At 71.7% G+C, this 24,451-nt stretch carries 21 protein-coding genes and 1 pseudogene; 6 read left to right on the plus strand and 16 right to left on the minus strand.

Annotation, left to right across the window (positions count from 1 at the left end; genetic code table 11):
* Positions 1-26: 26 nt before the first annotated feature.
* Positions 27-2,612 (minus strand): YfhO family protein, encoded by a 2,586-nt coding sequence (locus ACZ66S_RS24540; RefSeq protein WP_469903660.1) that lies wholly within the window; start codon positions 2,610-2,612, stop codon positions 27-29.
* A gap of 180 nt (positions 2,613-2,792) precedes the next feature.
* Positions 2,793-5,270 carry an alpha-L-arabinofuranosidase C-terminal domain-containing protein gene (locus tag ACZ66S_RS24545; protein ID WP_469903661.1) on the minus strand — a complete coding sequence of 826 codons (2,478 nt, stop codon included), beginning with the start codon at positions 5,268-5,270 and terminating at the stop codon, positions 2,793-2,795.
* A gap of 138 nt (positions 5,271-5,408) precedes the next feature.
* On the opposite strand from ACZ66S_RS24545, the gene ACZ66S_RS24550 reads away from it, so the two are divergent.
* Positions 5,409-5,885 (plus strand): DUF6314 family protein, encoded by a 477-nt coding sequence (locus ACZ66S_RS24550; RefSeq protein WP_469903662.1) that lies wholly within the window; start codon positions 5,409-5,411, stop codon positions 5,883-5,885.
* A 38-nt stretch (positions 5,886-5,923) separates the two neighbouring features.
* Here ACZ66S_RS24550 and ACZ66S_RS24555 read toward each other — a convergent pair whose 3' ends face one another.
* Both ACZ66S_RS24555 and ACZ66S_RS24560 read right to left on the minus strand, forming a co-directional pair.
* Entirely contained in the window at positions 5,924-6,517 is a 594-nt protein-coding gene (locus tag ACZ66S_RS24555; RefSeq protein ID WP_469903663.1) for a histidine phosphatase family protein, read from the minus strand.
* 178 nt (positions 6,518-6,695) lie between these two features.
* Positions 6,696-8,129, minus strand: a complete 1,434-nt coding sequence (locus tag ACZ66S_RS24560) for an aminotransferase-like domain-containing protein (protein ID WP_469903664.1) — start codon at positions 8,127-8,129, stop codon at positions 6,696-6,698.
* Between ACZ66S_RS24560 and ACZ66S_RS24565 the strand changes: the two genes are divergently transcribed.
* Together ACZ66S_RS24565 and ACZ66S_RS24570 are read left to right on the plus strand one after the other, a co-directional pair.
* A complete protein-coding gene (locus ACZ66S_RS24565; protein ID WP_469903665.1) occupies positions 8,128-9,039 on the plus strand; it encodes a DMT family transporter in 912 nt (303 codons plus the stop codon). The genes ACZ66S_RS24560 and ACZ66S_RS24565 overlap by 2 nt on opposite strands.
* Positions 9,040-9,133: 94 nt before the next feature.
* Positions 9,134-9,334: a DUF1918 domain-containing protein gene (locus ACZ66S_RS24570; protein WP_037715145.1), complete on the plus strand. Its 201-nt coding sequence runs from the start codon at positions 9,134-9,136 to the stop codon at positions 9,332-9,334.
* On the opposite strand, the gene ACZ66S_RS24575 is transcribed toward ACZ66S_RS24570, so the two are convergent.
* A complete protein-coding gene (locus ACZ66S_RS24575) occupies positions 9,303-10,565 on the minus strand; it encodes a glycoside hydrolase family 10-like protein (RefSeq protein WP_469903666.1) in 1,263 nt (420 codons plus the stop codon). The two genes, ACZ66S_RS24570 and ACZ66S_RS24575, sit on opposite strands and share 32 nt — an antisense overlap.
* Positions 10,566-10,746: 181 nt before the next feature.
* Between ACZ66S_RS24575 and ACZ66S_RS24580 the strand changes: the two genes are divergently transcribed.
* Together ACZ66S_RS24580 and ACZ66S_RS24585 are read left to right on the plus strand one after the other, a co-directional pair.
* Positions 10,747-11,622, plus strand: a complete 876-nt coding sequence (locus ACZ66S_RS24580) for a 3-hydroxybutyryl-CoA dehydrogenase (RefSeq protein WP_469903667.1) — start codon at positions 10,747-10,749, stop codon at positions 11,620-11,622.
* 210 nt (positions 11,623-11,832) lie between these two features.
* Positions 11,833-12,090, plus strand: coding sequence for a hypothetical protein (locus tag ACZ66S_RS24585; protein WP_469903668.1), 258 nt, complete (start codon positions 11,833-11,835; stop codon positions 12,088-12,090).
* 50 nt (positions 12,091-12,140) lie between these two features.
* Here the strand turns inward: ACZ66S_RS24585 and ACZ66S_RS24590 are convergent, their stop codons facing one another.
* The 10 genes and pseudogenes from ACZ66S_RS24590 to infC all read right to left on the minus strand — a co-directional run bounded on the left by ACZ66S_RS24590 (position 12,141) and on the right by infC (position 22,996).
* A complete protein-coding gene (locus ACZ66S_RS24590; protein WP_037715720.1) occupies positions 12,141-12,680 on the minus strand; it encodes an NUDIX hydrolase in 540 nt (179 codons plus the stop codon).
* Between the two features lie 75 nt (positions 12,681-12,755).
* Positions 12,756-14,096: a transcriptional regulator gene (locus tag ACZ66S_RS24595; protein WP_469903669.1), complete on the minus strand. Its 1,341-nt coding sequence runs from the start codon at positions 14,094-14,096 to the stop codon at positions 12,756-12,758.
* Positions 14,097-14,299: 203 nt separating this feature from the next.
* Positions 14,300-15,346, minus strand: coding sequence for a PP2C family protein-serine/threonine phosphatase (locus ACZ66S_RS24600; RefSeq protein ID WP_469903670.1), 1,047 nt, complete (start codon positions 15,344-15,346; stop codon positions 14,300-14,302).
* Positions 15,347-15,581: 235 nt separating this feature from the next.
* A complete protein-coding gene (gene pheT / locus ACZ66S_RS24605; protein WP_469903671.1) occupies positions 15,582-18,080 on the minus strand; it encodes a phenylalanine--tRNA ligase subunit beta in 2,499 nt (832 codons plus the stop codon).
* Positions 18,080-19,201 (minus strand): phenylalanine--tRNA ligase subunit alpha, encoded by a 1,122-nt coding sequence (gene pheS / locus ACZ66S_RS24610; RefSeq protein WP_469903672.1) that lies wholly within the window; start codon positions 19,199-19,201, stop codon positions 18,080-18,082. The genes pheT and pheS overlap by 1 nt, the downstream gene beginning before the upstream one ends.
* A gap of 139 nt (positions 19,202-19,340) precedes the next feature.
* Complete coding sequence (locus ACZ66S_RS24615; RefSeq protein WP_469903673.1) at positions 19,341-20,459, minus strand: sensor histidine kinase; 1,119 nt, start codon at positions 20,457-20,459, stop codon at positions 19,341-19,343.
* Between the two features lie 49 nt (positions 20,460-20,508).
* Entirely contained in the window at positions 20,509-21,354 is an 846-nt protein-coding gene (locus tag ACZ66S_RS24620; RefSeq protein WP_469903674.1) for a TrmH family RNA methyltransferase, read from the minus strand.
* A gap of 154 nt (positions 21,355-21,508) precedes the next feature.
* Entirely contained in the window at positions 21,509-21,892 is a 384-nt protein-coding gene (rplT, locus tag ACZ66S_RS24625) for a 50S ribosomal protein L20 (protein ID WP_007380809.1), read from the minus strand.
* Positions 21,893-21,989: 97 nt separating this feature from the next.
* Positions 21,990-22,184, minus strand: coding sequence for a 50S ribosomal protein L35 (gene rpmI / locus ACZ66S_RS24630; protein ID WP_003977225.1), 195 nt, complete (start codon positions 22,182-22,184; stop codon positions 21,990-21,992).
* 109 nt (positions 22,185-22,293) lie between these two features.
* Positions 22,294-22,996, minus strand: a pseudogene (gene infC, locus ACZ66S_RS24635) (translation initiation factor IF-3).
* 344 nt (positions 22,997-23,340) lie between these two features.
* On the opposite strand from infC, the gene ACZ66S_RS24640 reads away from it, so the two are divergent.
* Complete coding sequence (locus tag ACZ66S_RS24640) at positions 23,341-23,715, plus strand: DUF1844 domain-containing protein (RefSeq protein ID WP_469903675.1); 375 nt, start codon at positions 23,341-23,343, stop codon at positions 23,713-23,715.
* Position 23,716: 1 nt separating this feature from the next.
* On the opposite strand, the gene ACZ66S_RS24645 is transcribed toward ACZ66S_RS24640, so the two are convergent.
* Positions 23,717-24,448, minus strand: a complete 732-nt coding sequence (locus ACZ66S_RS24645) for an SseB family protein (protein ID WP_469903676.1) — start codon at positions 24,446-24,448, stop codon at positions 23,717-23,719.
* Positions 24,449-24,451: the final 3 nt, after the last annotated feature.

The raw sequence follows: 24,451 nt of genomic DNA on the forward strand, positions 1-24,451 counted from the left end.
GCACGTTTATGCAACCACATGCATACTCACGCCCTGCGCCGGCGCACCGCCCCGAACACGCCGAGCCCCGCGAGCGCGGCCAGGGAACCGCCCCCGACCGCCGTGCCCAGGCGCAGCCCGGGCGGGCGGAAGGCGCAGGTGACGTGGGTCGAGGTGCCGTCCAGGGGCACGGCGATCAGTCCGTGGTACTGCCGCGCGGGGGCGAGGGCCGCGTCACCGGCGGCGCAGCGCCAGCCGGCGATCCGGGGCGCGGCCACGACGGCGACGCCCTCGCTGCCCGTCGGGAGCTCGGCCCGGATCGTGCCGCCGGAGCCGGAGACGGTCACCTTCGTGGCGCCGGTGGCCCGGAGCCGTCGTACGACGGTGTGCAGACGCCCGGTGTCCAGGCAGCCGACCGCCTGGTCGGGCACGACGCCCATGCGGTTCGCGGACAGCTCGATGGTGAGGCGCCCGGAGTCCGGGACCGTGCCGAGCCGCTGCATCGCGGCGATCTTGGTCAGGGGTCGCCAGTCGGCCCGGAACCGACCCGTCAAGCCGTGGGCGGAGGGCCCGGAGAGCCGCGCGGTGCCCGCGAAGTGCGGCGCCCAGAGGTAGACCTCGCTGCCCGCCCGGCACCGGGCGGTGATCGTCGCCCTCCCTCCGGTGCGCACGCCCTGCCGCCGGTCGGTGCTGCGGTCCGCCGGCTTCCCGGCACTGTTGCGGACGGTGATGCGGGGCAGCGTGTAGACGCGGGCGCCCAGCAGGAGTTCCTGGTTGCGGTACGGCGACGGGCCGAAGGCACCGGTCGCGGCGGCCGGCCGGACCGTCACCAGCGGCGGGACGTCCTCCCGGGTCACGGTCTCCACGGTGCCGTCCTGCGGGAACCAGTTCTGGTGCGGGTCCGGCGGGGAGTGCACCCGGGCGCCCACCGAGAAGAGGACGTCCGTGACGGCGTTGTCCAGGCTCTGGAGACTGCGGCCGCCCGAGGTCCAGCCGCCGCCGAGGGCGGTGAGCGTGCTGCTGAGCACGGCCGAGGTGTGGCTGCTGTAGTACTGGGCGCCCTGCCCGCCGACCTCCAGCGGGTCGTTGCCGACGGTCTGCTCCCGGCCCGGGTCGGTGCGGTAGCGGGGCCAGCCGTCGGCCCGGGCGATGGCGTCCGCCTGGTCCTGCTGCCGGTCGCCCCAGGGCGCGTAGTCGTCCATGTGCCCCAGCCGCATCCGGGTGGCCACCGCGTCGGTGGCGGTGGCCTCGCCGAGCTGCGCGCCGACGAGCAGGACGGCGGCGAGCGCGGCCGGCGCCATGCGCAGTACGGGTCGCTCGCGGCCCAGCAGGGCCAGCCCGAGCAGCGCGCCCACGGTCGCCGCCAGGAACACCGGCCAGGCGAAGGGACGGACGAGCGGACTGTCGCCGGCGACGACCGCGATCAGCGCGAGCAGCCCGGCCGCCGCGCCGAGGGCCCGGCGGTCGAGGGGGCCGTGGGAGAGCGTGTGCCAGGCCGCGATGACCAGCAGGGCGCACACCACGAAGGTCTGGCGGTAGGAACTGCCCTGCGGGGCGGCGAAGGCGTGCCAGAGCAGATGGGTCGGTTCCCACTGCATCGACAGGGTCACCCCGACCACGAGCAGCGTCCACCCGGCCCGCACCCGGCGGGGAGCCGCCCGGTGGAAGGGCAGGGCGAGGGCGAGCAGCAGCGCGGTGGTGCCGACGTAGAGCGCCGGGGAGCCGAAGCTGTACGTCGTCGGCAGCAGCCGGGCCAGGAGGTCCTGGGTGTCCGCGGGCGCGAACCCGGTGAAGCGGCCCTCGGAGGCGTGCGCGCTGCCGAAGTACACGACCGTCACCAGGGGCGCGGCCAGGCCCGTGCCGAGTCCGAAGGTGCGGACGGCCCGGCCCGCCGCGGTGAGCCTCGCGCGGCGGGGCAGGCCGGCCAGCCCCAGCCGCAGCAGGAACACCAGCGCGGCGGCGAGGGTGGCCATGTAGGCGGTGTAGAAGTTGGCGGTCCAGGCGGCCGCCACCACCAGCACCCCGAGAAGCGGGCGCCGGCCGCTCAGGACCCACTCGCCCACCAGGCACAGCAGCGGCAGGGCGATCAGCCCGTCGAGCCACATGAGGTTGTACGAGGCGGTCGCCACGGTCCAGCCGCACAGGGCGTAGGACGCGCCCAGCAGACCCGCCGCCCACCACGGGCCGGGGCGCAGCCGCAGCAGCAGCCAGGTCATGGCGGCCGCGGCGCACGCGATCTTCAGCACGGTGATCACGTACACGGCGAGGTCGATGTGGTCCCGCGGGAACAGGGCTACGAGCAGGGCGAACGGACTGGTGAGATAAGTGCCGAGGTCGGGCAGGAAGCTCGCGCCGTACCCCGACTGCCAGTTGACGAGGAGACCGCCGGTGCCCCGGCCGTGCAGCAGGTCCCACAGGTGCGCGTGGAACGGGACGTACTGGTTTCCCAGGTCGTTGACGTTACGGGTGCGCGGCCCGAAGGGGTAGCTGCGGGCTACGGCGTCGGCCGCGCAGAGCACGACGACCGTGATCGTCGCCGCGAGCAGGGCCGCCTGCCCCGGTCCGGCGGGCGGCGGCCGCTCTCCCGTGAGGTCGTCCAGGGTCTTCGGCTCGGGCGGGACGGTCGGTCGCACGCCCTGGTCGCTGGTCAATTCAGGCCCCCGTCCGGGGCCTTCGCCCCAGCGCGTTGTTTTCTGCGCCGAATTAGACGGGGGGTGAATTCGCTTGGTTGTGCTCCCGACGATGGCGGTGGGGTGAATTCGGCGCTATCCGAAAGCGAACGAAAAGTGCCGCTCCACCCCACCGCCCACCAGCTACCTCTGCCTGATCCTCAGGAAGGTGACCGAGTTCGCCGGGAAGGTGTACGAGAACTTCCCGGCGACCCCGTCGAAGGTGGACGTCACCGGGGCGACCGCGGTGGACGTCTCGCTGTTCACCGCGTCCTGGGCGGCCGCCAGGGTGGTCACCCGGGCCCTGGACGCCACCTTGGCGCCGCCCAGGTCGACGGCCGTGCGGGCCGCCGCGTTCTGGGCGTTGACGACCTTCACGATCAGGTCACCGGTCTTCCGGTCCTTGGTGACGACCTGGCGGAACGGCTCGGCCGGCTTGTCGTCGGTGAAGCTGCCCCACTCCTGCCCGTCGAGGTACAGGGTCACCTGGCGGCCGCGCACCTTGACGTCGATGTCATAGGCGCGGCCGGTCTCGACCGAGCCGGCCTTGCTGATCAGCGTCGACTTGCCGCCGTCCACGGCCTGTTCGACAGCGGACTGGGTGTTGTTCCAGCCGCCGATGTTCCACCAGTAGTAGTTGCCGGTGTCCTTGACGCCGAAGGCGACGAGGAAGCCCTCCTTGCCGGCCTTCTTGGTGGCCTTCACCTTCAGGTCGTAGTCGTGCCAGGCCGGGTCGCCGGCCGAGACCATGGTGTTCTCGGCGTTCACGTCCGTCTGCACGTACTGCCCGTCCTGGACGCTCCACTCCCCCGCGCCGGTGTGCGTCCACTGCGAGGCACCGCCGCTGAAGTCGTCGGTGAGCAGGCTGGTCCCGTCGGCGCCGGTGACCCGCACGTCGTCGTACGCCGCCGTCGTCGCCCAGGTCGACAGGCCCACGGCGCCGGTGATCGGGGCGGTCAGCGAGGGCGTGCCGGTGGCCGTGGAGGGCACCACGCGGTCGCCGACGTTGTTCATGAAGAGCTTCTGGACCTCGTAGTTGGCGGAGCTCCAGGAGGCGTGGTTGTTGAACCAGATCAGGTCCGGACGCCACTGGACGTAGTCCTCGTTGGCGAACAGCGGTGCGTAGGAGGCGAGTTTGACGACGTCGGCGTTGCGCTCCAGGCCGGTCATGAAGGCGGCCTCGGTCAGGGCGTTCCTGAAGGTGTTGCCCTGGGAGGCGTACTCGCCGAGGAAGACCTTCGGGCCGCCGCGGTCGTAGGAGTCGTAGCGGTCGTTGTTCTGCAGGAACCACTGGGGGCTGTTGTAGTAGTGCTCGTCGACCATGTCGACCTGGGCGTCCCTGTTGAGCTGCCAGGCCGTGTCGAAGGTCGTCCCGGAGTCGTCCGGGCCGGAGTTGGAGATCACCTGGATGTCCGGGTACTTCGCCTGGACGGCGGCGCGGAACTCCTTGAAGCGGGCGAAGAACTCGTTCGGCAGGTTCTCCTCGTTGCCGACCTCGATGTGGGTCAGGTGGAAGGGCTTGGGATGCCCCATCCGGGCACGCTTGTTGCCCCAGGTCGAACTCACCGGTCCGTTGGCGAACTCGATCAGGTCGAGGGTGTCCTGGATGTGCCGCTTGAGCAGGGCCTCGTCGACGACGGCCTTGTTCTGGCCGCAGCCGGTCACCAGGGCGGGCACCACGGGCAGCGGCATGGCGCCGATGTCCTCGGAGAGGCGGAAGTACTCGTAGTAGCCGAGGCCGTAACTCTGGTTGTAGCCCCAGAAGTTGGCGTTGGCGGCGCGCTGCTCGACCGGTCCGATGGTGTCCTTCCACTGGTAGGACCGCGTGCGCTGGAAGCCGGAGGCCTCGCTGTAGTCCTCCATCGAACCGGTGTTGACGAGACAGCCGCCGGGGAAGCGCACGAAGCCCGGGTGCAGGGCGGCGACCTTCTCGGCGAGGTCCTTGCGCAGGCCGTTGGGTTCGCCGCGGTAGGTGTCACGGGGGAAGAGGGACACCATGTCGAGGGCGGCCGCGGCGGAGGAGGCCACGGTGAGGCGGGCCACGGAACTGGTGCGGGTGGCGGTGAAGCCGGCCTTGTACCGGGCCCAGCCGCTCTTGCCGACGGTGATCTCGCGGGCGGTGGCGAGGGTGCCGTCGGCGTCCTGCAGCGAGACCGTGAGGGTGGTGCCGGCGGCCGCGCGGGCCCACACCGAGAAGTCGTACTTCTTGCCCTCGTCGACATGGACGCCGGTGTTGTATCCGGCGTTGGTCACGGACGAACCGGCGCCCAGGGAGAGGTAGTTGCGGTTGCGGGCGTTGAGCCGGCCGTCGTCGTTCACGACCTGGGCCGTGCCGTCGACCGTCCAGGAGCTCAGCGGGGTGTACGTCCGGTTGTCGTCGGTGGAGTACTCGAAGGAGCGGTTCTGCACGAGCTCGGCGTACAGACCGCCGTCGGCGGCCCGGTTGATGTCCTCGAAGAAGACGCCGTACATCGTGTCGTCGATCTCGGCGCCCCTGGCGGACGGGTCGACGGTGATCGCGTAGTCGGTGACGTCCTCGGCATGGGCGGGGGCGGGGATCAGGCCGGCGGCCACCAGGAAGGCGGTGGCGCCGAGACCGAGTCTCCAGCGGGTGCGTGACATGGATGCTCCGCGGCTCTCTGTCGAAGGTGACGTTCGAAATATCAAACGCTGATCAGCACTTCGAACGGCAAGATAGGGAGGGTGATCCGGAGCGTCAACGGGTCGCGCGGTTTCGAAAGTGTCGGAAGCGAGGGACTGATGGGCGGGTTCTGGCCAGTGCCGGATGTGCTGGGGTATCTGGCGGGAGGCTGGCGGACCGAGCGAACCGTGCGGGATCTGGCGAGCGGGGACGAGGGGCGGTTCTCCGGTACGACTGCTTTCGGCCGACTGGAGGGTGGCGGACTGCTCTCCAGGGAATCGGGCACTTTCGTCTGGCACGGCGTCCCTCGCCCCGCCGAGCGCACGCTCCGGTTCCTGCCCGGCGGGTCTCCCGGTTCGGCGGATGTGCGCTTCGCCGACGGGCGCCCCTTCCACGACCTGGATCTGACCTCCGGCCACCATGTGGCCGACCACCCGTGCGCGGCGGACCTCTACCGGGGCGAGTTCACGGTCGTGGACGCGGACCACTGGCGCACGGTGTGGCGGGTCGGCGGCCCGGCGAAGGACCTGGTCCTGACCACGGAGTACGCACGTGAGCCGGAGGACGGCCGGGGCGCGGAGCGGAGCGGCCGCTGAGAAGCCACCACGGGGCCGGAACCCGCGCGCAATTCCCCCTAGGCCCGTGCGGGCCGGGTCGGGACGCCCTCGAAGCGGAGGTTCCAGCGACCGGACCTGCCGGTCACCGTGGTCGCCGACAGAGGGCGCACGTCGATGTTCCAGTAGGTCGACGTCGGTGCCTTCAGGGCGTAGACCAGCGCGGCGCGGATCACGGCGGGTTCCGCGACGGCGACGATACGGCCGCCGTCCTCGACGGGCCGGGTGTCGAGCCAGTTGCCGACGCGGGTGATGAAGTCGAGCAGTGACTCACCGCCGTGCGGGGTCGCCCGTGGGTCGGCGAGCCAGGCGTCCACGGATTCCGGCTCGCGGGCCATCGCCTCGCCGAGCGTCAGCCCCCGCCAGCGGCCCATGTCGCAGTCGCGCAGACCGAGTTGCACGAGGGGCGAGTATCCGAGGGCGTCGCCGGTGGCACGGCTGCGGGGTGCGGGCGAGCAGTACCGCAGCTCGGCCGCCGCGAGCGGCAGGAGGTCGTGCGCGACGGCCAGCACCTCGTCCCAGCCGGCCTGGTCGAGCGGACGGTCGTCCTCGAACCGCTCGGCGAGCAGCGAGGAACTGCGCGCGGCGGCGACGAACGTGACCCGAAGTTGCATGCGGCGATCGTGAGCCGCGAGAGTGCGCAGGTCAAGAGGCGTTACCGGGAGGTTACCGAGGGTGCCTCGGAGGTCACTGCGCGAAGACCGGGGCGGGGTGTCGGTCATGCCGGGAGACTTCCACGGATCCACGGGGTGCACGGACCGAGCGGGCCGGCGTACGGACTCCCCGGCGCCCCTAGAGCGCCTCCTCGCAAGCCGCGCGGAGGCGCCGTACGCCCTCCTGGATCTCCTGCGGGCCCGCCACCGCCGCGAAGCTCAACCGCAGGTGTGCCGCCGGGGGTTCGGCGCTGAAGTACGGGCGTCCGGGGGTGATCGCGACGCCCGCGCGGAGGGCCGCGGAGGTCAGGGCGGTCTCGTCCGTGCCGTCGGGGAGGCGCAGCCAGAGGTGGTAGCCGCCCGACGGGATGTGCGGGAGGGCGAGTTCGGGCAGGCCGAGGCGCAGGGCGGTGGTCATGGTGTCGCGGCGGGCCTTCAACTCCGCCGAGACCGTGCGCAGATGGCGGGGCCAGGCCGGCGAGCCGACGAGTTCCAGGGCCGCCTCCTGGAGGGGGCGGGGGACGAAGAAGGTGTCGACGACCTGGATCGCGCGCAGGCGCTCCAGCACCGGACCGCGCGCGGCGAGCGCGCTCACCCGGAAGCTCGGCGAGGTCGCCTTGGTCAGCGAACTCACATGGACGACGACGCCGTCGGGGTCGTCGGCGGCCAGCGGACGTGGCAGCGGGCCCGCGTCCTCGTGCACGAGCCGTCGTACGAAGTCGTCCTCGACGACGAACGCACCGGCCGCGCGGGCGATCCGCAGCACCTCGCCCCGGCGTTCGGGGGCCAGCACCGCGCCGGTCGGGTTCTGGAACAGCGGCTGGCACACGAACACCCGGGCGCCGGTCGCCCGGAACGCGTCGGCCAGCAGGGCGGGCCGCACCCCGTCCGCGTCCACCGGGACCGGGACCGGGCGCAGGCCCGCCGAGCGCGCGATCGCCAGCATGCCGGGGTACGTGGGCGATTCGACGAGCACGGGCGCGCCGGGCGGGGCGAGCGCGCGCAGCGACGTCGTGAGCGCCGACTGGCCGCCCGCGGTGATCAGCACCTCCGCGGCCGTCACCGCGCCGCCGATGGTGCGCGCGAACCACTCGCGCAGTTCCGGCAGCCCCTCCGTCGGCGGTCGCCCCCACGCCCCGGGCCGGCGGCCCGCACGGGCCAGGGCCGCGGACATCGCGCGCTCCGGCTGGAGGGTGGGGTGCAGATAGCCGCCGTTGAACTCGACCACCCCGGGCGGCGGGGCGGCCAGCGAGACCAGGACACCGGACGCGTCCACCGAGCGCGGTACGAGGTCGGCGGCGCCGTCCGCGCTCAGCGCGACCTCCTGCCACGAGGTGTCCCCGGCCGCGATGGCGGCGGTGCGGCTCCGCGCACGGAAGGCACCGGCGCCGGGGCGGGTCACCACCAGGCCCTCCGCGGCCAACTGGGCGAGGGCCCGGGAGACGGTCACCGGACTGACCCGGAACCGGTCGACGAGGGCCCGACTCGACGGGAGCTTTCCACCAGGAGAGTAGCGGTCCAGCTCCTGCCGCAGGCGTTCCGCCAGTTCCGTGACGCTGCTACGCTCTTGCATGAGAGTACAGAGTAGCGCTACCGCGCCGACCGGGATAGCGGTTCCCGCTCCCGCCAGGACGTTCGGCACCGTCCAGGCGGCCCTGGGGGTCGCCGCGTTCTCCCTCACCTTCCCCGCCACCGCGTGGGGTCTGGAGGGCTTCGGGCCCTGGTCCCTGGTCGCCGTGCGCAGCGTCCTCGCGGCGCTCATCGCCGGCGGGTGCCTGCTCGCGCTGCGCGTCCCGCTGCCCAGCCGTCGCGACTGGCCGGGCCTCGCGGTCGTCGCCGCCGGGGTCGTCGTCGGCTTCCCGCTGCTCACCACGCTCGCCCTGCAGACCTCGACCACCGCGCACGCCGCGGTCGTCGTGGGCCTGCTCCCCCTGACGACCGCGCTGCTGTCGGCCCTGCGCATGGGCACCCGCCCCTCGCGCACCTTCTGGACGGCGGCCCTCGCGGGCGCGGCCGCGGTGGTCGCCTTCACCGTGCAGCAGAGCGGCGGCGCCCTCAGCACCGCGGACCTGTATCTCTTCGCCGCCCTGCTGGTGTGCGCGGCCGGCTACACCGAGGGCGGCCGACTGGCCCGGACCATGCCCGGCTGGCAGGTCATCGGCTGGGCGCTGGTGCTCTGCCTGCCGGTCAGCCTGCCCGGGGCGGCGCTGGCACTGTCGTACGAGCCGGTGCACCTCACCGGGCACAGTGTCGCCGGGCTGCTGTGGGTGGCGGCGGGCTCGCAGTTCGTCGGCCTGGTGGTCTGGTACCGGGGGATGGCGGCGATCGGCATCCCCAAGGCCAGCCAGTTGCAGTTGGCCCAGCCCCTGCTCACACTGGTGTGGTCGGTGCTGCTGCTCGGCGAGCACCTGACGGTGGCCGCCCCGCTGACGGCCGCGGCGGTGCTCGTGTGCATCGCCGTCACCCAGCGGGCGCGGGGCTGACCGGCGTGCACGCGCCGGTCCCGACGAGGCCCCCGCGCCGTAGAATCGGGGCCACGGACCGCTGCTCCCGCACATGGTGAGGAGGCCCCAGACGATGCGTGCAACCGTGGGCGACCAGCTTGTCCAGCACGGCAGGGTGGTCGGACAGCAGGACAAGGTCGGTGAGATCGTCGAGGTGATGGGTCAGGAGGGCAACCCCCCGTACCGCGTCCGCTTCGAGGACGGGCACGAGGGAGTGTGCTCACCCGGCCCCGACACCGAGATCAGGCACCGGTTCCAGCAGATGGGCCGGTGATCCGGCGCGGGGGCGCCACCGGCTCCCGGTAGTGGTCGGCGACCACCCGCGCCATCGCCCCGATCCGGTCCGAGGCGAGCTCCTTCGCGGCGAAGAAGACATGCCCGCGCGCCTGCGCGTACTCGCGGGCGAGCGTGAGGTGCCGGGACAGCTCCGCGGGGTCCTGCCAGGCCGCGGGCTGCGCCGGGTCCCCCGCCTTGTAGAGCGCCTCGCCGAGGTACAGCCGGGTCCGGCTCCCCCGCGCCTGCCGCGCCCACCAGGCCAGGAGTTCGGCGTAGTCGGCCGCCGCGAAGCCGATGTTCCAGTAGAGCTGCGGCACCAGGTAGTCGATCCAGCCCTCGCGCACCCACTTGCGGGTGTCCGCGAAGTTGTCGTCGTACGACTGCACACCCGCGCGCGTGTCCGAGCCGAGCGGGTCGGTGGCCGCGTTGCGCCACACCCCGAAGGGGCTGATGCCGAACTGTGCGGTGGGCCGGACCCGCCGGATGCGGGCCGCGGTCTCCAGGACCAGCGTGTCGATGTTGTCCCGCCGCCAGTCGGCCCGGTTGGCGAAGGCGCCGCCGTAGGTGTCGTAGGCCGCGTCGTCGTCGAAGCTCTGGCCGGCCACCGGGTACGGGTAGAAGTAGTCGTCGAAGTGGACCGCGTCCACCGGGTACCTGTGCACCGCGTCGAGGATCGCGTCCTGGACGAAGGCGCGGACCTCGGGCAGTCCGGGGTTGTAGTAGAGCTTGCCGCCGTACGGCACCACCCAGTCCGGGTGCTCGCGGGCGGGGTGGGTGGCGACCAGCCGGGTCGGGTCCGCGTGGTTCGCGACGCGGTACGGGTTGAACCAGGCGTGCAGGTGCAGTCCGCGCCGGTGCGCCTCGGTGACGGCGGTGCCGAGCGGGTCCCAGCCCGGATCCCCGCCCTGGGTCCCGGTGAGGTACTGCGACCAGGGCTCGTACGGCGAGGGCCACAGGGCGTCGGCGGTGGGCCGCACCTGGAACATCACCGCGTTCAGGCGGTCCGCCGCCGCCCGGTCGAGGTGGGCGATCAGCTCGGCGCGCTGCTGTGCGGCGGTCAGCCCCGGCTTCGAGGGCCAGTCCCGGTTGGACACGGTGGCGAGCCACACGCCCCGCATCTCGGTCGCCGTCCGCCGCCGCGGGCGGCCCGGCGCGGCGGCCGCTCCCGAGGCTGTCGTCAGGGTGGACAGCGCGGCCAGCGCGAAGGCCCGGCGCGACAGACGTCCCATGTGCACACTCCCCCTACACCACGGATCCGCTCGGTCACGGATCGTCTCCGCGCCCCAGAATGCACGAACGAGGGCCGCCCCAGACGATCGATCATCGATACTTGGGAGTAACGTGCTCGAACGGAGCAGGATCCGGCCACCGCCGGCCTGCCACCAGGTGAAGACCAGCGAAAGGGACGAAGTGACGGACTTCCCGGCGGGAGACATCGCGCGCGTCGGAGTGGTGGGCTGCGGCCAGATGGGGGCGGGCATCGCCGAGGTGTGCGCCCGCGCCGGCCTGGACGTGAAGGTCGCCGAGACCACCGGCGAGGCCCTGGAGATCGGCCGTACCCGGCTGTTCAACTCCCTCACCAAGGCCGCCGAACGCGGCAAGATCACGCAGGACGAACTGGCGGTCACCCAGGCCCGCCTGAGCTTCACCACCGACCTCGGCGAGTTCGCGGACCGCGACCTCGTCATCGAGGCCGTGGTGGAGAACGAACAGGTGAAGACCGAGATCTTCCAGGTCCTTGACCAGGTGGTGACCCGCCCGGACGCGATCCTGGCCTCCAACACCTCCTCGATCCCGCTGGTGAAGCTGGCGGTCGCCACCTCGCGGCCCGACCAGGTCGTCGGCATCCACTTCTTCAACCCGGCCCCGGTGCAGAAGCTCGTCGAGCTGATCCCGGCGCTCACCACCTCCGAGGGCACCCTGGCCCGCGCCCAGCAGTTCGCCGAGAAGCTGCTCGGCAAGCACGCGATCCGCGCCCAGGACCGCTCCGGCTTCGTGGTCAACGCGCTGCTGATCCCGTATCTGCTGTCCGCGATCCGGATGTTCGAGTCGGGCATCGCGAGCCGCGAGGACATCGACAACGGCATGGAGCTCGGCTGCGCCCACCCGATGGGCCCGCTGAAACTGTCCGACCTGATCGGCCTGGACACCGTCGCCTCGGTCGCCTTCTCGATGTACGAGGAGTACAAGGAGCCTCTCTACGCCGCTCCGCCGCTGCTCCAGCGCATGGTCGACGCGGGCCGGCTGGGCCGCAAGACCGGCTCGGGGTTCTACACCTACGGCTGACCCGCACCCTGTCCGTTCCAGGGTGCTGATTACACAGTGCTACGAACGCGGGCCCGGCACTCTTCGGAGCGCCGGGCCCGTGTCATTCACACACCGTGTGCGCGCCGGGCCCGCATATGCCTGTCGCACACTCTCCCCACGCGCCCACCAGGCGAGTTGACTCTTCATGCGCATGCAAGGGATGTGACGACTACGGAAAGGAGCGGACCTGTGACCGCCGACCCGGAGCATCCCGTGGTCCATGGAGAACTCGCAGAGTTACGGCGTCGTCTCGATGTCGCGTACGCACGCGTCGAGGGAGGCTTCGCTCTGCTCAGTCACCGTACGGAGGAGACGGACAAGGAGATCGACGATCTGAGCGCACGGATCATCGCCCTGGAGCACGCCCGTTGGCCGCTTCCCGCGGTAGCGGCGATCACCGCCGTGGGCGCGCTCGTCGTGGCGATCTGGCAGGCCTTCGGTCACTGAGGCTCCGGGACACCCGGGTGGGGGATCAGGGCGGGTCCGTCCGGCGGACCCTAGGTGTCCTGACCGAGCCTCAGATGATGCAACAGGAGTAACGCGGCCGCCATGTTGGCGGCCGGGACCTCCCCACGGGCGACCATGTCGGGAACGAGCTTCAGGGGGACCCATTCCCGGCGGTCGGACTCGAAGTCGTCCACGGGGTGCCCGATGTACTCGCCCTCGTCGGCCCAGTAGATGTGGTGCCGGGCGTCGGTGAGGCCGTTGGAGGGCTCCACGCTCATCAGGTGCTGGAGCGGCCCCGGCCGCCAGCCGGTCTCCTCCTCGAGTTCCCTGGCGGCCGCGACGGCGATGTCCTCGCCGTCCTCGACCACACCCGCGGCGAGTTCCCAGCCCCAACTGTCGGTGATGAAACGGTGGCGCCACAGCAGCAGGACCTCGTTGGCCTCGTTCACCACCGTGGCGACGGCGACGGGCCGCAGCCGTATCAGGAAGTGGTCGAGATGCCGGCCGTCCGGCAGTTCGACATCGGCGAGATTGACGCTGAACCAGCGGTTTTCATACACAGTTTGTTCGTTCTGTTTCGTCCACTGCACGGTTCTGCCACCTTCCGTCGAGTAAGTGGCAATATCGCAGCAGGGACTGTGGGGTGTCGGCCTCCGTGTGCCGGTCTACAGGGGCACGCGCAGTGCGCCGTCGATCAGTTCGGCTGCCTCGGACGTGCCCGCGCAGCCGCTCCGGACCAGGTGTTCGCGCACCGCTCTGAGTCTGTCGCGCAGGCGCTGTGACTCCATTCCCCGCGCCTGTTCCGCCATCTGCACGGCGGTGGCCACCGCTTTGTCGGCGTTGCCCTGACGCAGCTCGATCGTGCTGAGCATGGCGAGCCGGTGCACCCGGCCCCGGTCGTGGGCCGGGTTGTCGACGGCTGCCGCGGCGTGCGCGGCAGCCGCCGCGAGCTCGCCGAGGCTGAGGAGCGCCTCCGCCACCTGGACGTTGACGAGGCCCGGCTGGACATAGCCGGTCTCGTCGGGCTCGTACCCGCGCCGGATGCGTTCGGCGGCCTGCTCGGCCCGCCGGATGCAGGACAGCGCGGTCGTGCCGTCGCCGAGGTGGGCGTACGCCTTTGCCTGCATCGCGTAGAGGTCGCAGGCGAGCGCCGGGGTGATGTGCTTGCCGGCGGCCCGCAGAGCGGCCTCGGCGAAGGCGACGGCCTGGCGGTGCTCCCGCATGAACAGCGACTGGTTGACGAGGAGCGCGATCACATACGCCCCGAGTCCCCTGTCCCCGCTGGCCTTGGCGAGCCTGAGGGCCTGGTGGAAGTAGCGCTGGGCGAGGCCGTGGGCGTCGGAGTCGTAGGCGCAGATGCCGGCGACGGCGACCAACCCGCCGGTGGCCCGGTGCAGTTGGCGGCCGGTCTCGTCGGTGTAGCTGCCGCGCAGCAGCGGCGCCGCCTCGGCGTTGAGGAAGCCGACGATCCGGGTCCGGGTCGCGATGCCGCCCGCCTTCCGGTACATCTGCTCGTAGTGGGTGCGGGCCGCGCGGAGCATCTCGATGTCGGCGGAGGTGACCCGGTGCCGGCCGCCGCGGGAGACGTCGACGTCCTCGGGCGGGTTCTCCCACTCCCACACCGGCATGACCGCGGGGGTCCCGGTGACCGCGGGGGCGCCCAGGATGTGCGGCCGCTGCTGTTCGTCGGAGCGCCACAGGGCGGTGGCCCGCTCGACGAAACCGGACAGCGAGGTGCCGTGCGGGGTGGACGGCTCCCCGGGCACGCCGAGGCCGATGTCGTCGAGGGTGACGGGGCGTCGGAGGCGGCCCGCGAGCACCTCGCAGATCAGGTCGGGCACCTGGCCGCGCGGGCGCTGGCCCTTCAACCACCGCGCCACGGCGGTGTGTTCGTACCTGAGCGCGAGGCCGCGTGCCCTCCCCGCCTGGTTCACGTGTGCGGCAAGCCCCGCGTGCGAGATCCCGGCTTCGTCGAGGATCGCGTCGAGCAGAGTGTTGGGCTGCATATATGCCCCCCGGGTGACTCGGTGCCGTCAGATTAGTGGGTCCGCCTTCACACGGGGTGTGATCGGAGTGCTCGAATCCGCAGGGTGCGCGCACTGTTGCGGAGAGTTCCCGGCCGGTTGACTGAAATGCCTCGCAAGAGGCCTCGGCCGGGCCGCCGGCTCCCCCTCGTACAGTGCGGTGGCCTGGCCGGCGGCTGAACCGGTCAGAGGTGTGTTGTCGGCTGCGGGCTCGTGGTGGCTGGTCGCGCAGTTCCCCGCACCCCTGGGGTGGGTTGGCCTTGACGGTCGTTTCTCAGTACCAGTACGGCCACGTCGTCCTTCGGGGTGCCGCCCGTGTGGTTCAGAAGTGCCGTGAAGATCCTGCCCAGTACGGTCTGTGGGACCGCCTCGCCGGCACCACCCAACGCTTCACGCAAGGAGAAGAAACGGCCACCGGGGTCCCTGGCGTCCTCCGCGCCGTCCGTGTGCAGGATCAGGGTCTCGCCCGGCAGCAGGTGGCCGCACTGGAGGCCCGACAAGTCGGCGGGCAGGGGAAACGGTCCCAGAGGCGGCATCGGGTCCGCGCAGGAGAGCGGCTCGACGACCGACCCGCTGAGCAGGTACGGCCACGGATGACCGCAGTTGAGGGCGCTCAGCTCGCCGTCCGCACCGATCTCCAGCAGCAGCACGGTCACGAAGTCCTCCGCTGCCGTGCCGTCCCGTTCGGCGCGCTCACGCAGGTGCCGGGCGAGGGCGCGGTCGAGTCGGCGCAGCACTCCCCCGAGGTCGGGCTCGTCGTGGACGGCCTCTCGGAAGCTGCCGAGGACCGCGGCGGCCGTACCGATGGCGGCCAGGCCGTGGCCGCGGACGTCGCCCATGACGACCCGCACGCCGTGGTCCGTGGCGACGGCCTCGTACAGGTCGCCCCCGATGGAGGCGCCCCGGTCCGCGGACATCTGGGCCGCGGCCACGGCGAGCCCGTCGATGCGCGGGGGCAACGGCCGCAGCAGCACGCTCTGGGCGGCGCCCGCGACCTGGCGGGCCTGCCGCAACTCCCGCAGCAGGGCGCGCCGGACATGGAGGATCAGCCCGGTGCCGACCGCGAAGAACACGGCACTGGTGACGACCCGCGCGCCCAGGGCGTGCTGCTGGGCGAGCGGACACGTCAGCTTGTACGTGACCGCGACGGCACCCCACATGGCGGGAAGCCCCAACGAGAGCACTCGGCGCAGCGAACCCGCCCGGGGAACCGCAGCCTTGAAGCACATCATGCCGACGGCCCCCCAACTAGGCCCTGCACACGCGATCGGACCGGCCTGGAAAGGCCGGTCCGATTGTGTCGAGCGTATGGGCCGAAAGGGCCAGATCACCGGCAGAACTCACCCTATCGAGTGAGGTGACCGGATATCGGGGCTATGGGGGCGCAGCCCCCATAGGGGCACGGAGAACTGCGCGACCAGCCACGACGCAGCCGCAGCCGCCGGACTCCCGCAGCCCCCACACCGCCTAGGCCCTCAGCACAGCCCCCGTCCGCTCCCCCGCAAGCGCAACCGCCGCGTCCCGAGCCGCCGACGCCTCGTCGACCGTCAGCGTCCGGTCCCCCGCGCGGAAACGCAACGCGTACGCCAGCGACTTCTTGCCGTCGCCGAGCTGCTCCTCGTTCTCGTACACGTCGAACAGCCGGATGGCCTCCAGGAGTTCACCCGCGCCGGCCCGCAGCGCGGCCTCGACGTCGGCGTGCGGCACGAACTTGTCGACGACCAGGGCGACGTCCTGCGTGGCGACCGGGAACGTGGAGATGGCGGGCGCCTGCGGGGTGTCGTCACCGGCCGCCTCCAGGACGTCCAGGTTCAGCTCCGTCGCACAGGTCCGGGCCGGCAGCCCGAACGCCTTCACGACCCGCGGGTGCAGCTCACCGGCGTGGCCCACCACGGTGTCCCCGACGACGAACTCGGCGCACCGCCCCGGGTGCCACGGCCCGTACTGGCCACCGCGGACGGTCAGTTCGACCCCGGCCTCGCGCGCGACCAGCCGGCCGGCCTCGACCGCGTCGGCCCAGTCGGCCGGACGGCCCCTGCCCCACCAGCCGGCCTGTTCCCGGGCGCCGGCGAGGACCACGGCCACGTGCCGCGGCTGATCGGGCAGCGCGGCGTCCAGCTCGGCGATCTCCGCGTCCGTGGGACGGCGGTCGACCGGCAGCACCGCGGCCGCCTTCTGCTCCGCGCGCGGCAGGAAGACCAGCCCGGTCTCGAAGAGCGCCAGGTCGTGCGAGCCCCGCCCGTCGTTGCGGCGCAGCGCGCCGAGCAGACCGGGCAGCAGCGAGGTGCGCAGCGCGGGCTCCTCGTCGTTGAGCGGGTTGGTGAGCCTGACGACACGGCGGGCCGGGTCGTCGGCCTCCAGCCCGAGCTGGTCGAAGACCTGCTCGGAGACGAAGGGGTAGTTCGGCGCCTCGACGTACCCGGCACCGGCCAGCACCCGCCCGGCCCGGCGGTGCAGCCGCTGGCGGTGGGTCAGGCCGCGCCCCGCCGGGGGCCTGGGCAGCGTGGAGGGCAGGTTCTCGTAGCCCTCCAGCCGGATGACCTCTTCGGCCAGGTCGTTGATCTCCTGGAGGTCGGGACGCCAGGACGGCACGGTGACGATGAGCTCGTCCTGCCCGTACACGTCGCAGCCGACCTCCTGGAGACGCCGTACGACGGTCTCGCGGCCGTAGGAGACACCCGCGACCTTGTCGGGGTGGTCCGCCGGGACGCTGATGGTGTGCGGGGCCGACGGGGCGACGACCTCGGTCACACCGGCCTCGGCGGTGCCGCCCGCGAGCAGCACCAGCAGGTCGACCGTGCGCTGCGCGGCAGCGGCGGCGGCCTGCGGGTCGACACCGCGCTCGAAGCGCCGGGACGCCTCGGAGGACAGCTTGTGGCGACGGGCCGTACGCGCGATGGACACGGCGTCGAAGTGGGCCGCCTCGATGACGACGTCGGTGGTGCCCTCGGACTCCGCGTGGTCGGCGATCTCGGTGTTGGCGCCGCCCATCACACCGGCGAGGCCGATCGGGCCGCGCTCGTCCGTGATGACCAGGTCCTCGGTGTGCAGCTTGCGCGTCACGCCGTCGAGGGTCTCGATCTGCTCACCCTGCTCGGCCCGGCGCACGCCGATGGTGCCCTGGACCAGCGAGCGGTCGTAGGCGTGCAGGGGCTGGCCGAGCTCCATCATCACGTAGTTGGTGACGTCGACGGCGAGCGAGATCGGGCGCATGCCGACCTTCTGGAGCCGGCGCTGGAGCCAGATCGGCGAGCGGGCCTCGGGGCTCAGACCGGTCACGGTGCGCGCGGTGAAGCGGTCGCAGCCGAACGGGTCGGAGACCTGGACCGGGTAGCCGAAGGCGTTCGGGCCCGGCACGTCGAGCAGGGCGGGGTCGCTCAGCGGCAGGCCGTAGGCGATGGCGGCCTCACGGGCCACACCGCGGATGGACAGGCAGTCGCCGCGGTTGGCGGTGACGGCGATGTCGAGGACCTCGTCGACCAGCTCCAGGAGCTCGATGGCGTCCTTGCCGACCTCGGTCTCCGGCGGCAGCACGATGATGCCCTTGGTGCCGTCGTCGCCCATGCCCAGCTCGTCGCTGGAGCAGATCATGCCGTGGGACGTCCTGCCGTACGTCTTGCGGGCGGAGATCGAGAAGCCGCCGGGCAGCGTGGCGCCCGGGAGGACCACGACGACCTTGTCGCCGACGGCGAAGTTGCGGGCGCCGCAGACGATCTCCTGGGGCTCGCCGGTGCCGTTGGCCTGGCCGACGTCGACCGTGCAGAAGCGGATCGGCTTCTTGAACTCGGTCAGCTCCTCGATGGTCAGCACCTGGCCGACGACGAGGGGGCCCTTGAGGTCGGCGCCGAGGTGCTCGACGGTCTCGACCTCAAGCCCTGCGGAAACGAGCTTGGCCTGGACGTCACGGCCGGTTTCGGTCGCCGGCAGGTCGACGTACTCCCGCAGCCAAGAAAGCGGGACCCGCATCAGATCTCCATCCCGAACGGCCGGGTGAACCGGACGTCACCCTCGACCATGTCTCGCATGTCCTCGACGTTGTGGCGGAACATCAGCATCCGCTCGATGCCGAACCCGAAGGCGAAGCCGCTGTACTTCTGCGGGTCGACGCCGCAGGCGGTCAGCACCTTGGGGTTGACCATCCCGCAGCCGCCCAGCTCGATCCAGCCCTCGGAGGAGCAGGTGCGGCAGGGGCGGTCGGGGTTGCCGACGGACTCGCCGCGGCAGACGTAGCACACCATGTCCATCTCGGCGGACGGCTCGGTGAAGGGGAAGAAGTTCGGGCGCAGCCGGGTCTTCATGCCCTCGCCGAACAGGGCCTGGACCATGTGGTCCATGGTGCCCTTGAGGTCGGCCATGGTGAGGCCCTCGTCGACGGCCAGCAGCTCGACCTGGCGGAAGACCGGGGTGTGCGTGGCGTCCAGCTCGTCGGTGCGGTAGACGACACCGGGGCAGATCACGTAGACCGGCAGGTCCCGCGAGAGCAGCGAGCGGATCTGCACGGGCGAGGTGTGGGTGCGCAGCACGACTCCGGACTCGGTGCCGCCCTGCGGGCCCTCGACGAAGAAGGTGTCCTGCTCACCGCGGGCCGGGTGGTCCGGGCCGATGTTGAGCGCGTCGAAGTTGAACCACTCGGCCTCGACCTGCGGACCCTCGGCGACCTCGTAGCCCATGGCCACGAAGGCGTCCTCGATGCGCTCCGAGAGCGTGGTGAGCGGGTGGCGGGCGCCGGCCGGTACGCGGTCGTACGGCAGGGTGACGTCCACGGCCTCCTCGACCAGCACCCGCTGGTCGCGCTCGGCCTCCAGTTCGGCCTGCCGGCCGGCGAGGGCCTTGTTCACCGCGCCCCGGGCCTGGCCGACGAGCTTGCCGGCGGCGGCCTTGGCGTGCGGGGGCAGGGCGCCGATCTCGCGGTTGGCGAGGGCCAGCGGGGAGGTGCCCCCGGTGTGGGCGACCTTGGCCTCCTGGAGCGCGTCGAGGGAATCCGCCGCGGCGAAGGCGGCGAGCGCCTCTTCCCGCATGCGCTCGATCTCTTCCGGTTTCAGGGCCTCGACCTCTACAGGGTCGTACGACTTGTTCGGTGCCGACATCTCTTCCCGTGCTTCCGATTGGCTGGCTGAAGGTCCCCGTCACCGACTCACTCAGAGGTCAGAGGGCCGTCCATGGGACACATGGGTGCCAAAGGCCGAGTCTAACGGGGTGGGGATGTACGGATGCGCCCGCGGGCACTCAGCTCAGATAGGCCGGAGCGCTCACGGGCAACGTAAATCGGAACTCGGCGCCGCCCTGGGGGCCGCGCCCGACCGTGATGGTCCCGCCGTGGGCCTCGACGATGCCCTTGACGATGTACAGCCCGAGGCCGGTGCCACCGCGCTTGCTGCCCCGCCAGAAGCGGGTGAAGACGCGGTTCATGGACTCCTCCGGGATGCCGGGACCCTCGTCGCTCACCGTGACCGACGTGCCGGTGTCCTCCCCCTCGCGGGGGGACGCCGTGGGCGTGATGTCAATCGTGACGGTTCCCTCGCCGTGCCGCACCGCATTTTCCAGCAGGTTGCTGAGCACCTGGTCGATCTTGTCGGGGTCGGCCCAGAGCGCCGGAAGCGGCTGTTCGAGCCGGAGCAGGAAGCGGTCGGCGGCGAGCCCCGCGGCGACGTAGGCCTGGATGTGGCGGCCGACGGCGGCGCCGATGTCGACGGGCTGGCGCCTGACCTCCAGCCGCCCGGAGTCGATCCGCGAGATGTCGAGCAGCTCGGCGATGAGCCGGGTGACCCGGTCGGCGTCCGCGTCGACGGTCTCCAGCATCAGCCGCTTCTGGTCGTCGGTGAACCTCTCCCACTTGGCGAGGAGGGTCGCGGTGAAGCCCTTGACGGAGGTGAGCGGGGACCGGAGCTCGTGGGCGACGGTGGCGATCAGCTCGGCGTGGCTGCGCTCGGTGCGGCGGCGGGCCTCGGTGTCCCGGAGGCCGACGACGACCCGGTGGACGGGGCCGGTGGGCTCGGTGCGCACGTAGGTGGCGGAGACCAGCACCTCACGGCCGCCGGGCAGCAGCAGGTTGCGCTCGGGCTGTCGCCTGCGGATCGCGAGACCGCCGTACGGGTCGGTCACCTGCCACCAGCGCCGCCCCTCCAGGTCCTCTAACGGAAGGGCCTTCTCCAGCCGCCGGCCGAGGGCGTCCTCGGCGGGCAGGGCGGTGATCCGGGCCGCGGCGGTGTTGAAGCAGATCACCCGGCCCTGCTCGTCCGCGACGACGAGGCCGTCGGGCAGCTCGTCGGGGTCGATGCCGAGCTCGGCGAGACCACCGGCACAGGCCTCGGACGCGCCCCGCGCGCTCCTCGTGCCGACACTCATCCCCGTACCCCACCTCTCAGGCGTCTGAGGGGCCCCCGAGCTGGTCACCCTACTGGTTCTCGGTGACGGAGCGGCACCCTCCGGAGGCGCGCTGTGCACGCGCCGACGCATAGAGACATACGGCGGCCGCGGTGGCGAGGTTCAGGCTCTCGGCCTTCCCGTGGATCGGGACGCGCACCACGGCGTCCGCGAGGGCGCGGGTCTCCTCCGGGAGCCCCCAGGCCTCGTTGCCGAACACCCAGGCGGTCGGACCGCCCATGGTGCCCTTGTCGAGCTCGTCGTCGAGGTCGTCGGTGCCGGCCCCGTCGGCGGCCAGGATCCGCACCCCGGCCCGCCTGAGCCCCTCGACGGCCTCCTCCACGGGCACCCCGACGGCCACGGGCAGGTGGAACAGGGAGCCCACGGAGGCCCGTACGGCCTTGGGGTTGTAGAGGTCGACGGAGGCGTCGGTGAGTACGACCGCCTCGGCACCGGCGGCGTCGGCGCAGCGCAGGACGGTGCCGGCGTTGCCCGGGTCGCGCACGTTGGCGAGGACGGCGACGAGCTTGGGGCGGGCGGCGAGGATCTCGTCGAAGGGGGTGTCGAGGAACCGGCAGATCCCGACGAGCCCCTGCGGGGTGACGGTCGTCGAGATGTCGGCGATGACGTCCTCGGAGGCGAGATGCACCCGGGCCCCCACGGCCCGGGCCTCGCCGATGATGTCGGCGTAGCGCTCCGCGGCCTCCACGGTGGCGAACAGCTCCGTCAGCCCGTGCCCGGCGGCCTCCCGCACGGCCTGCGGACCCTCGGCCAGGAACAGCCGCTCCTTGCCCCGGAAGTTCCGCTTGGCGAGCCGCCTGGCGGCGGAGACCCGGGGAGAACGGGAGGAGATCAGCTCGGGGCTGACGGAAGGCATCAAGGTCACCTAACTCTTTTTCCGCCGCAATGGCGATCAACCACGACGGCGGACTCCGGCGGGGCCGAACCCACCTCCGCCGCACAACACGACGGACCCGCAGGCACAAGCCCACGGGTCCGTCCAGTCACGTCGGCCTAAGCCCAGCGCAGCGTCACGCGGCCTTGGGCGCGTTCACGTCCGCCGGCAGGGCCTTCTGCGCGACCTCGACCAGCGCGGCGAACGCGGTCGCGTCGTTGACGGCCAGCTCGGCCAGGATCTTGCGGTCGACCTCGATGTTCGCGGCCTTCAGACCCTGGATGAAGCGGTTGTACGTGATGCCGTTGGCGCGGGCAGCGGCGTTGATGCGCTGGATCCAGAGCTGGCGGAAGTCACCCTTGCGCTTCTTGCGGTCGTTGTAGTTGTAGACCAGCGAGTGGGTGACCTGCTCCTTGGCCTTGCGGTACAGGCGCGAACGCTGACCGCGGTAGCCGGAGGCGGCCTCGAGGATCGCCCGGCGCTTCTTGTGGGCGTTGACTGCCCGCTTGACGCGTGCCACTTGTTAACTCCTTGTAGCGGGGCCGTGGTTGGACTCACACGGCCCGGTATCGATTGGGTCCCGGTCTAGAGGTGCTGCAGGCGCTGGGCGCCCGGCCTCACTTGCCGAGAAGCTTCTTGATCTTCGCGGCGTCGCCCGGGGCCATCTCGGCGTTGCCGGTGAGGCGACGCGTCACGCGGGACGACTTGTGCTCGAGCAGGTGGCGCTTGCCGGCGCGCTCGCGGAGCACCTTGCCGGAGCCGGTGATCTTGAAGCGCTTGCTGGCACCGCTGTGCGACTTGTTCTTCGGCATAGCGCCGTTCTCTCCTCGTCGGTGGCGCTCCGGTGCCCGGTCCTGAAACCGGGCACGGTGAGCGTCGCTCTTGTATCGGTTGTGTCCTGGGGACTCGCGCCCCCGGGGGTCACGCCTCGGCGGAAGCCTCTGCCGGGGCCTCGGCCTCGGCCTCGATGCCGGCCTCGTCCTCGACGAGGTCGGACTCCGCGGCGTTCTGCGACTTGCCGGGGTTGGCCTTCGCGTCTGCCTTGCGGGCTTCCTGCGCCTGGCGGGCCTCGGCCATCGCCTCGGTCTTCTTCTTGTGCGGACCGAGAACCATGATCATGTTTCGGCCGTCCTGCTTCGGGTTCGACTCAACGAAACCGAGGTCGGCCACGTCCTCCGCGAGGCGCTGCAGCAGTCGGTAGCCGAGTTCCGGCCGGGACTGCTCGCGACCACGGAACATGATCGTGATCTTGACCTTGTCGCCCTGCTTGAGGAACCGGACGACGTGACCCTTCTTGGTGTCATAGTCGTGCGGGTCGATCTTCGGCCGGAGCTTCATCTCCTTGATGACCGTGTGCGCCTGGTTCTTGCGCGCCTCACGGGCCTTCATGGCCGACTCGTACTTGAACTTCCCGTAGTCCATGAGCTTGCACACGGGCGGACGGGCGTTCGCCGCGACCTCGACCAGGTCCAGGTCGTACTCCTGCGCAAGCTCCAGTGCCTTGGCCAGCGGGACAATGCCCACCTGCTCGCCACTGGGACCGACAAGTCGCACCTCGGGAACGCGAATCCGGTCGTTGATGCGGGGCTCGGCGCTGATGGATCCTCCTCGGTTAGCACCACACGGCGGTCTGGCGGACAGCCGCGTATGTCTTTTTCGTAGACCTAACCGCGCCGACGCACAAAAAATGCCCCGGACGATCACAGACGGGGCTCCAAACACTGCCGGAGCACCGCCGCGATGCCGCGGGGCGCACTTTCGGGCGACTCCATCGTCCGTACGGAACGATGGTGACCGCCTGACCGGGGTGACCCGCCGTCCCAGGGGGCGGTCGGGTGGGAGATCGGAGCCTCCACTTGTGGGCCGGTCACACTTTCACACACGCGTGTCCGGCCGGTCGTCACACAAGGTTAGCAGCATCGAGGGGGTGGTGCGAACCGATGCGCCCCGGGCCCTATCGTGTGGGGCATGAGTGACACCCCTCCCCCGTCTGCCGACTCCCCCGACTTCGACGAGATGACCCGCGACATCGCCGAGGTCCCGGCCGTCGAGGTGATCGTGACGGTCGCGGTCAACCTGATGAGCGCCGCCGCCGTGAAGCTCGGTCTGGCCCCACAGGAGGGGGACGGCGACAAGTACAAGGACCTGGACGAGGCCCGCAAGCTGATCCACGCCCTCGCCGGTCTGCTGGACGGCAGCGCGACGGAGATCAGCTCCTTCCACGCGGCCCCGCTCCGGGACGGCCTGAAGTCCCTCCAGCTCGCCTTCCGCGAGGCCTCCCTGGTCCCGGACGAGCCGGGCCAGGGCCCCGGTGAGAAGTACACCGGGCCGGTCTACGGCTAGCTCATCCCCGTACGTACAAGGGCTCGCCCGGAGGCGTGGTCCCGGCCGGCAGCAGTGCCAGGTCGAGGCCCCGCACCAGGCGGGCCCTCAGTGTCTCGTCGGCGGCGAGGCGCTCGGCGACGGCCCGCGCGGCCTCGGCGGGCGCGGCGGACGGCTCCAGCACGAGGGCCAGGGTGCCGTCGGCCTGCCCCGGCCCGAGGTGGGCGCGGAGCACGGCGGGCTCGGCGGCCACCGCGTCCCGTACGGCCCCGATCACGGCCGGGTCGGCCAGCGGGTCGGCGCTCACGCGGCCCTCGGCGAGCGCGAGCAGCGCGGGACCGGTCAGCTCGAAGGGCACCGGACCCGCGAGGTCCAGTACGACGGTGTCGGCCTTCTCGTGCGCGGCGGCCTGCAACGCCTGGTGCAGGGGTACGGCGACGGGGCGGGCCTCGGGGTCCCAGCGGGCCAGCGAGTCGGTGGAGGTGAAGGCCGGCAGGGCGGTCCGGGAGCCGGCCTTCAGGGTCGGTACGGCCATGTCGCTGGTCTTCTCGCGGCGCAGCCCGTTCTCGTCCTCCTCGACCTCGCCGAGCACGGCGACCACGGGGACGAGCAGCCGGGCGTCCTTGAGGGCCTCCAGGACGGGGCCGACGGCGGCGCGGTCCTCGGCCCAGGCCGCGAGCGCCGCGCTCAGCCGGGGATCGGCGGAGCCGTCGTCGTCGGAGAAGCCGGGGTCGGGAATGTTCTTGTTCGCCACGGT

The sequence above is a fragment of the Streptomyces sp. NPDC107471 genome (assembly GCF_055582845.1).

What these genes read in the sequence shown, in the direction of transcription:
- ACZ66S_RS24545 (WP_469903661.1), bottom strand. Translation starts at nt 5,270, where the DNA reads ATGTCACGCACCCGCTGGAGACTCGGTCTCGGCGCCACCGCCTTCCTG.
- ACZ66S_RS24550 (WP_469903662.1), top strand. Translation starts at nt 5,409, where the DNA reads ATGGGCGGGTTCTGGCCAGTGCCGGATGTGCTGGGGTATCTGGCGGGA.
- ACZ66S_RS24555 (WP_469903663.1), bottom strand. Translation starts at nt 6,517, where the DNA reads ATGCAACTTCGGGTCACGTTCGTCGCCGCCGCGCGCAGTTCCTCGCTG.
- ACZ66S_RS24565 (WP_469903665.1), top strand. Translation starts at nt 8,128, where the DNA reads ATGAGAGTACAGAGTAGCGCTACCGCGCCGACCGGGATAGCGGTTCCC.
- ACZ66S_RS24560 (WP_469903664.1), bottom strand. Translation starts at nt 8,129, where the DNA reads ATGCAAGAGCGTAGCAGCGTCACGGAACTGGCGGAACGCCTGCGGCAG.
- ACZ66S_RS24570 (WP_037715145.1), top strand. Translation starts at nt 9,134, where the DNA reads ATGCGTGCAACCGTGGGCGACCAGCTTGTCCAGCACGGCAGGGTGGTC.
- ACZ66S_RS24575 (WP_469903666.1), bottom strand. Translation starts at nt 10,565, where the DNA reads ATGGGACGTCTGTCGCGCCGGGCCTTCGCGCTGGCCGCGCTGTCCACC.
- ACZ66S_RS24595 (WP_469903669.1), bottom strand. Translation starts at nt 14,096, where the DNA reads ATGCAGCCCAACACTCTGCTCGACGCGATCCTCGACGAAGCCGGGATC.
- ACZ66S_RS24600 (WP_469903670.1), bottom strand. Translation starts at nt 15,346, where the DNA reads ATGATGTGCTTCAAGGCTGCGGTTCCCCGGGCGGGTTCGCTGCGCCGA.
- pheT (WP_469903671.1), bottom strand. Translation starts at nt 18,080, where the DNA reads ATGCGGGTCCCGCTTTCTTGGCTGCGGGAGTACGTCGACCTGCCGGCG.
- pheS (WP_469903672.1), bottom strand. Translation starts at nt 19,201, where the DNA reads ATGTCGGCACCGAACAAGTCGTACGACCCTGTAGAGGTCGAGGCCCTG.
- ACZ66S_RS24615 (WP_469903673.1), bottom strand. Translation starts at nt 20,459, where the DNA reads ATGAGTGTCGGCACGAGGAGCGCGCGGGGCGCGTCCGAGGCCTGTGCC.
- ACZ66S_RS24620 (WP_469903674.1), bottom strand. Translation starts at nt 21,354, where the DNA reads ATGCCTTCCGTCAGCCCCGAGCTGATCTCCTCCCGTTCTCCCCGGGTC.
- rpmI (WP_003977225.1), bottom strand. Translation starts at nt 22,184, where the DNA reads ATGCCGAAGAACAAGTCGCACAGCGGTGCCAGCAAGCGCTTCAAGATC.
- ACZ66S_RS24640 (WP_469903675.1), top strand. Translation starts at nt 23,341, where the DNA reads ATGAGTGACACCCCTCCCCCGTCTGCCGACTCCCCCGACTTCGACGAG.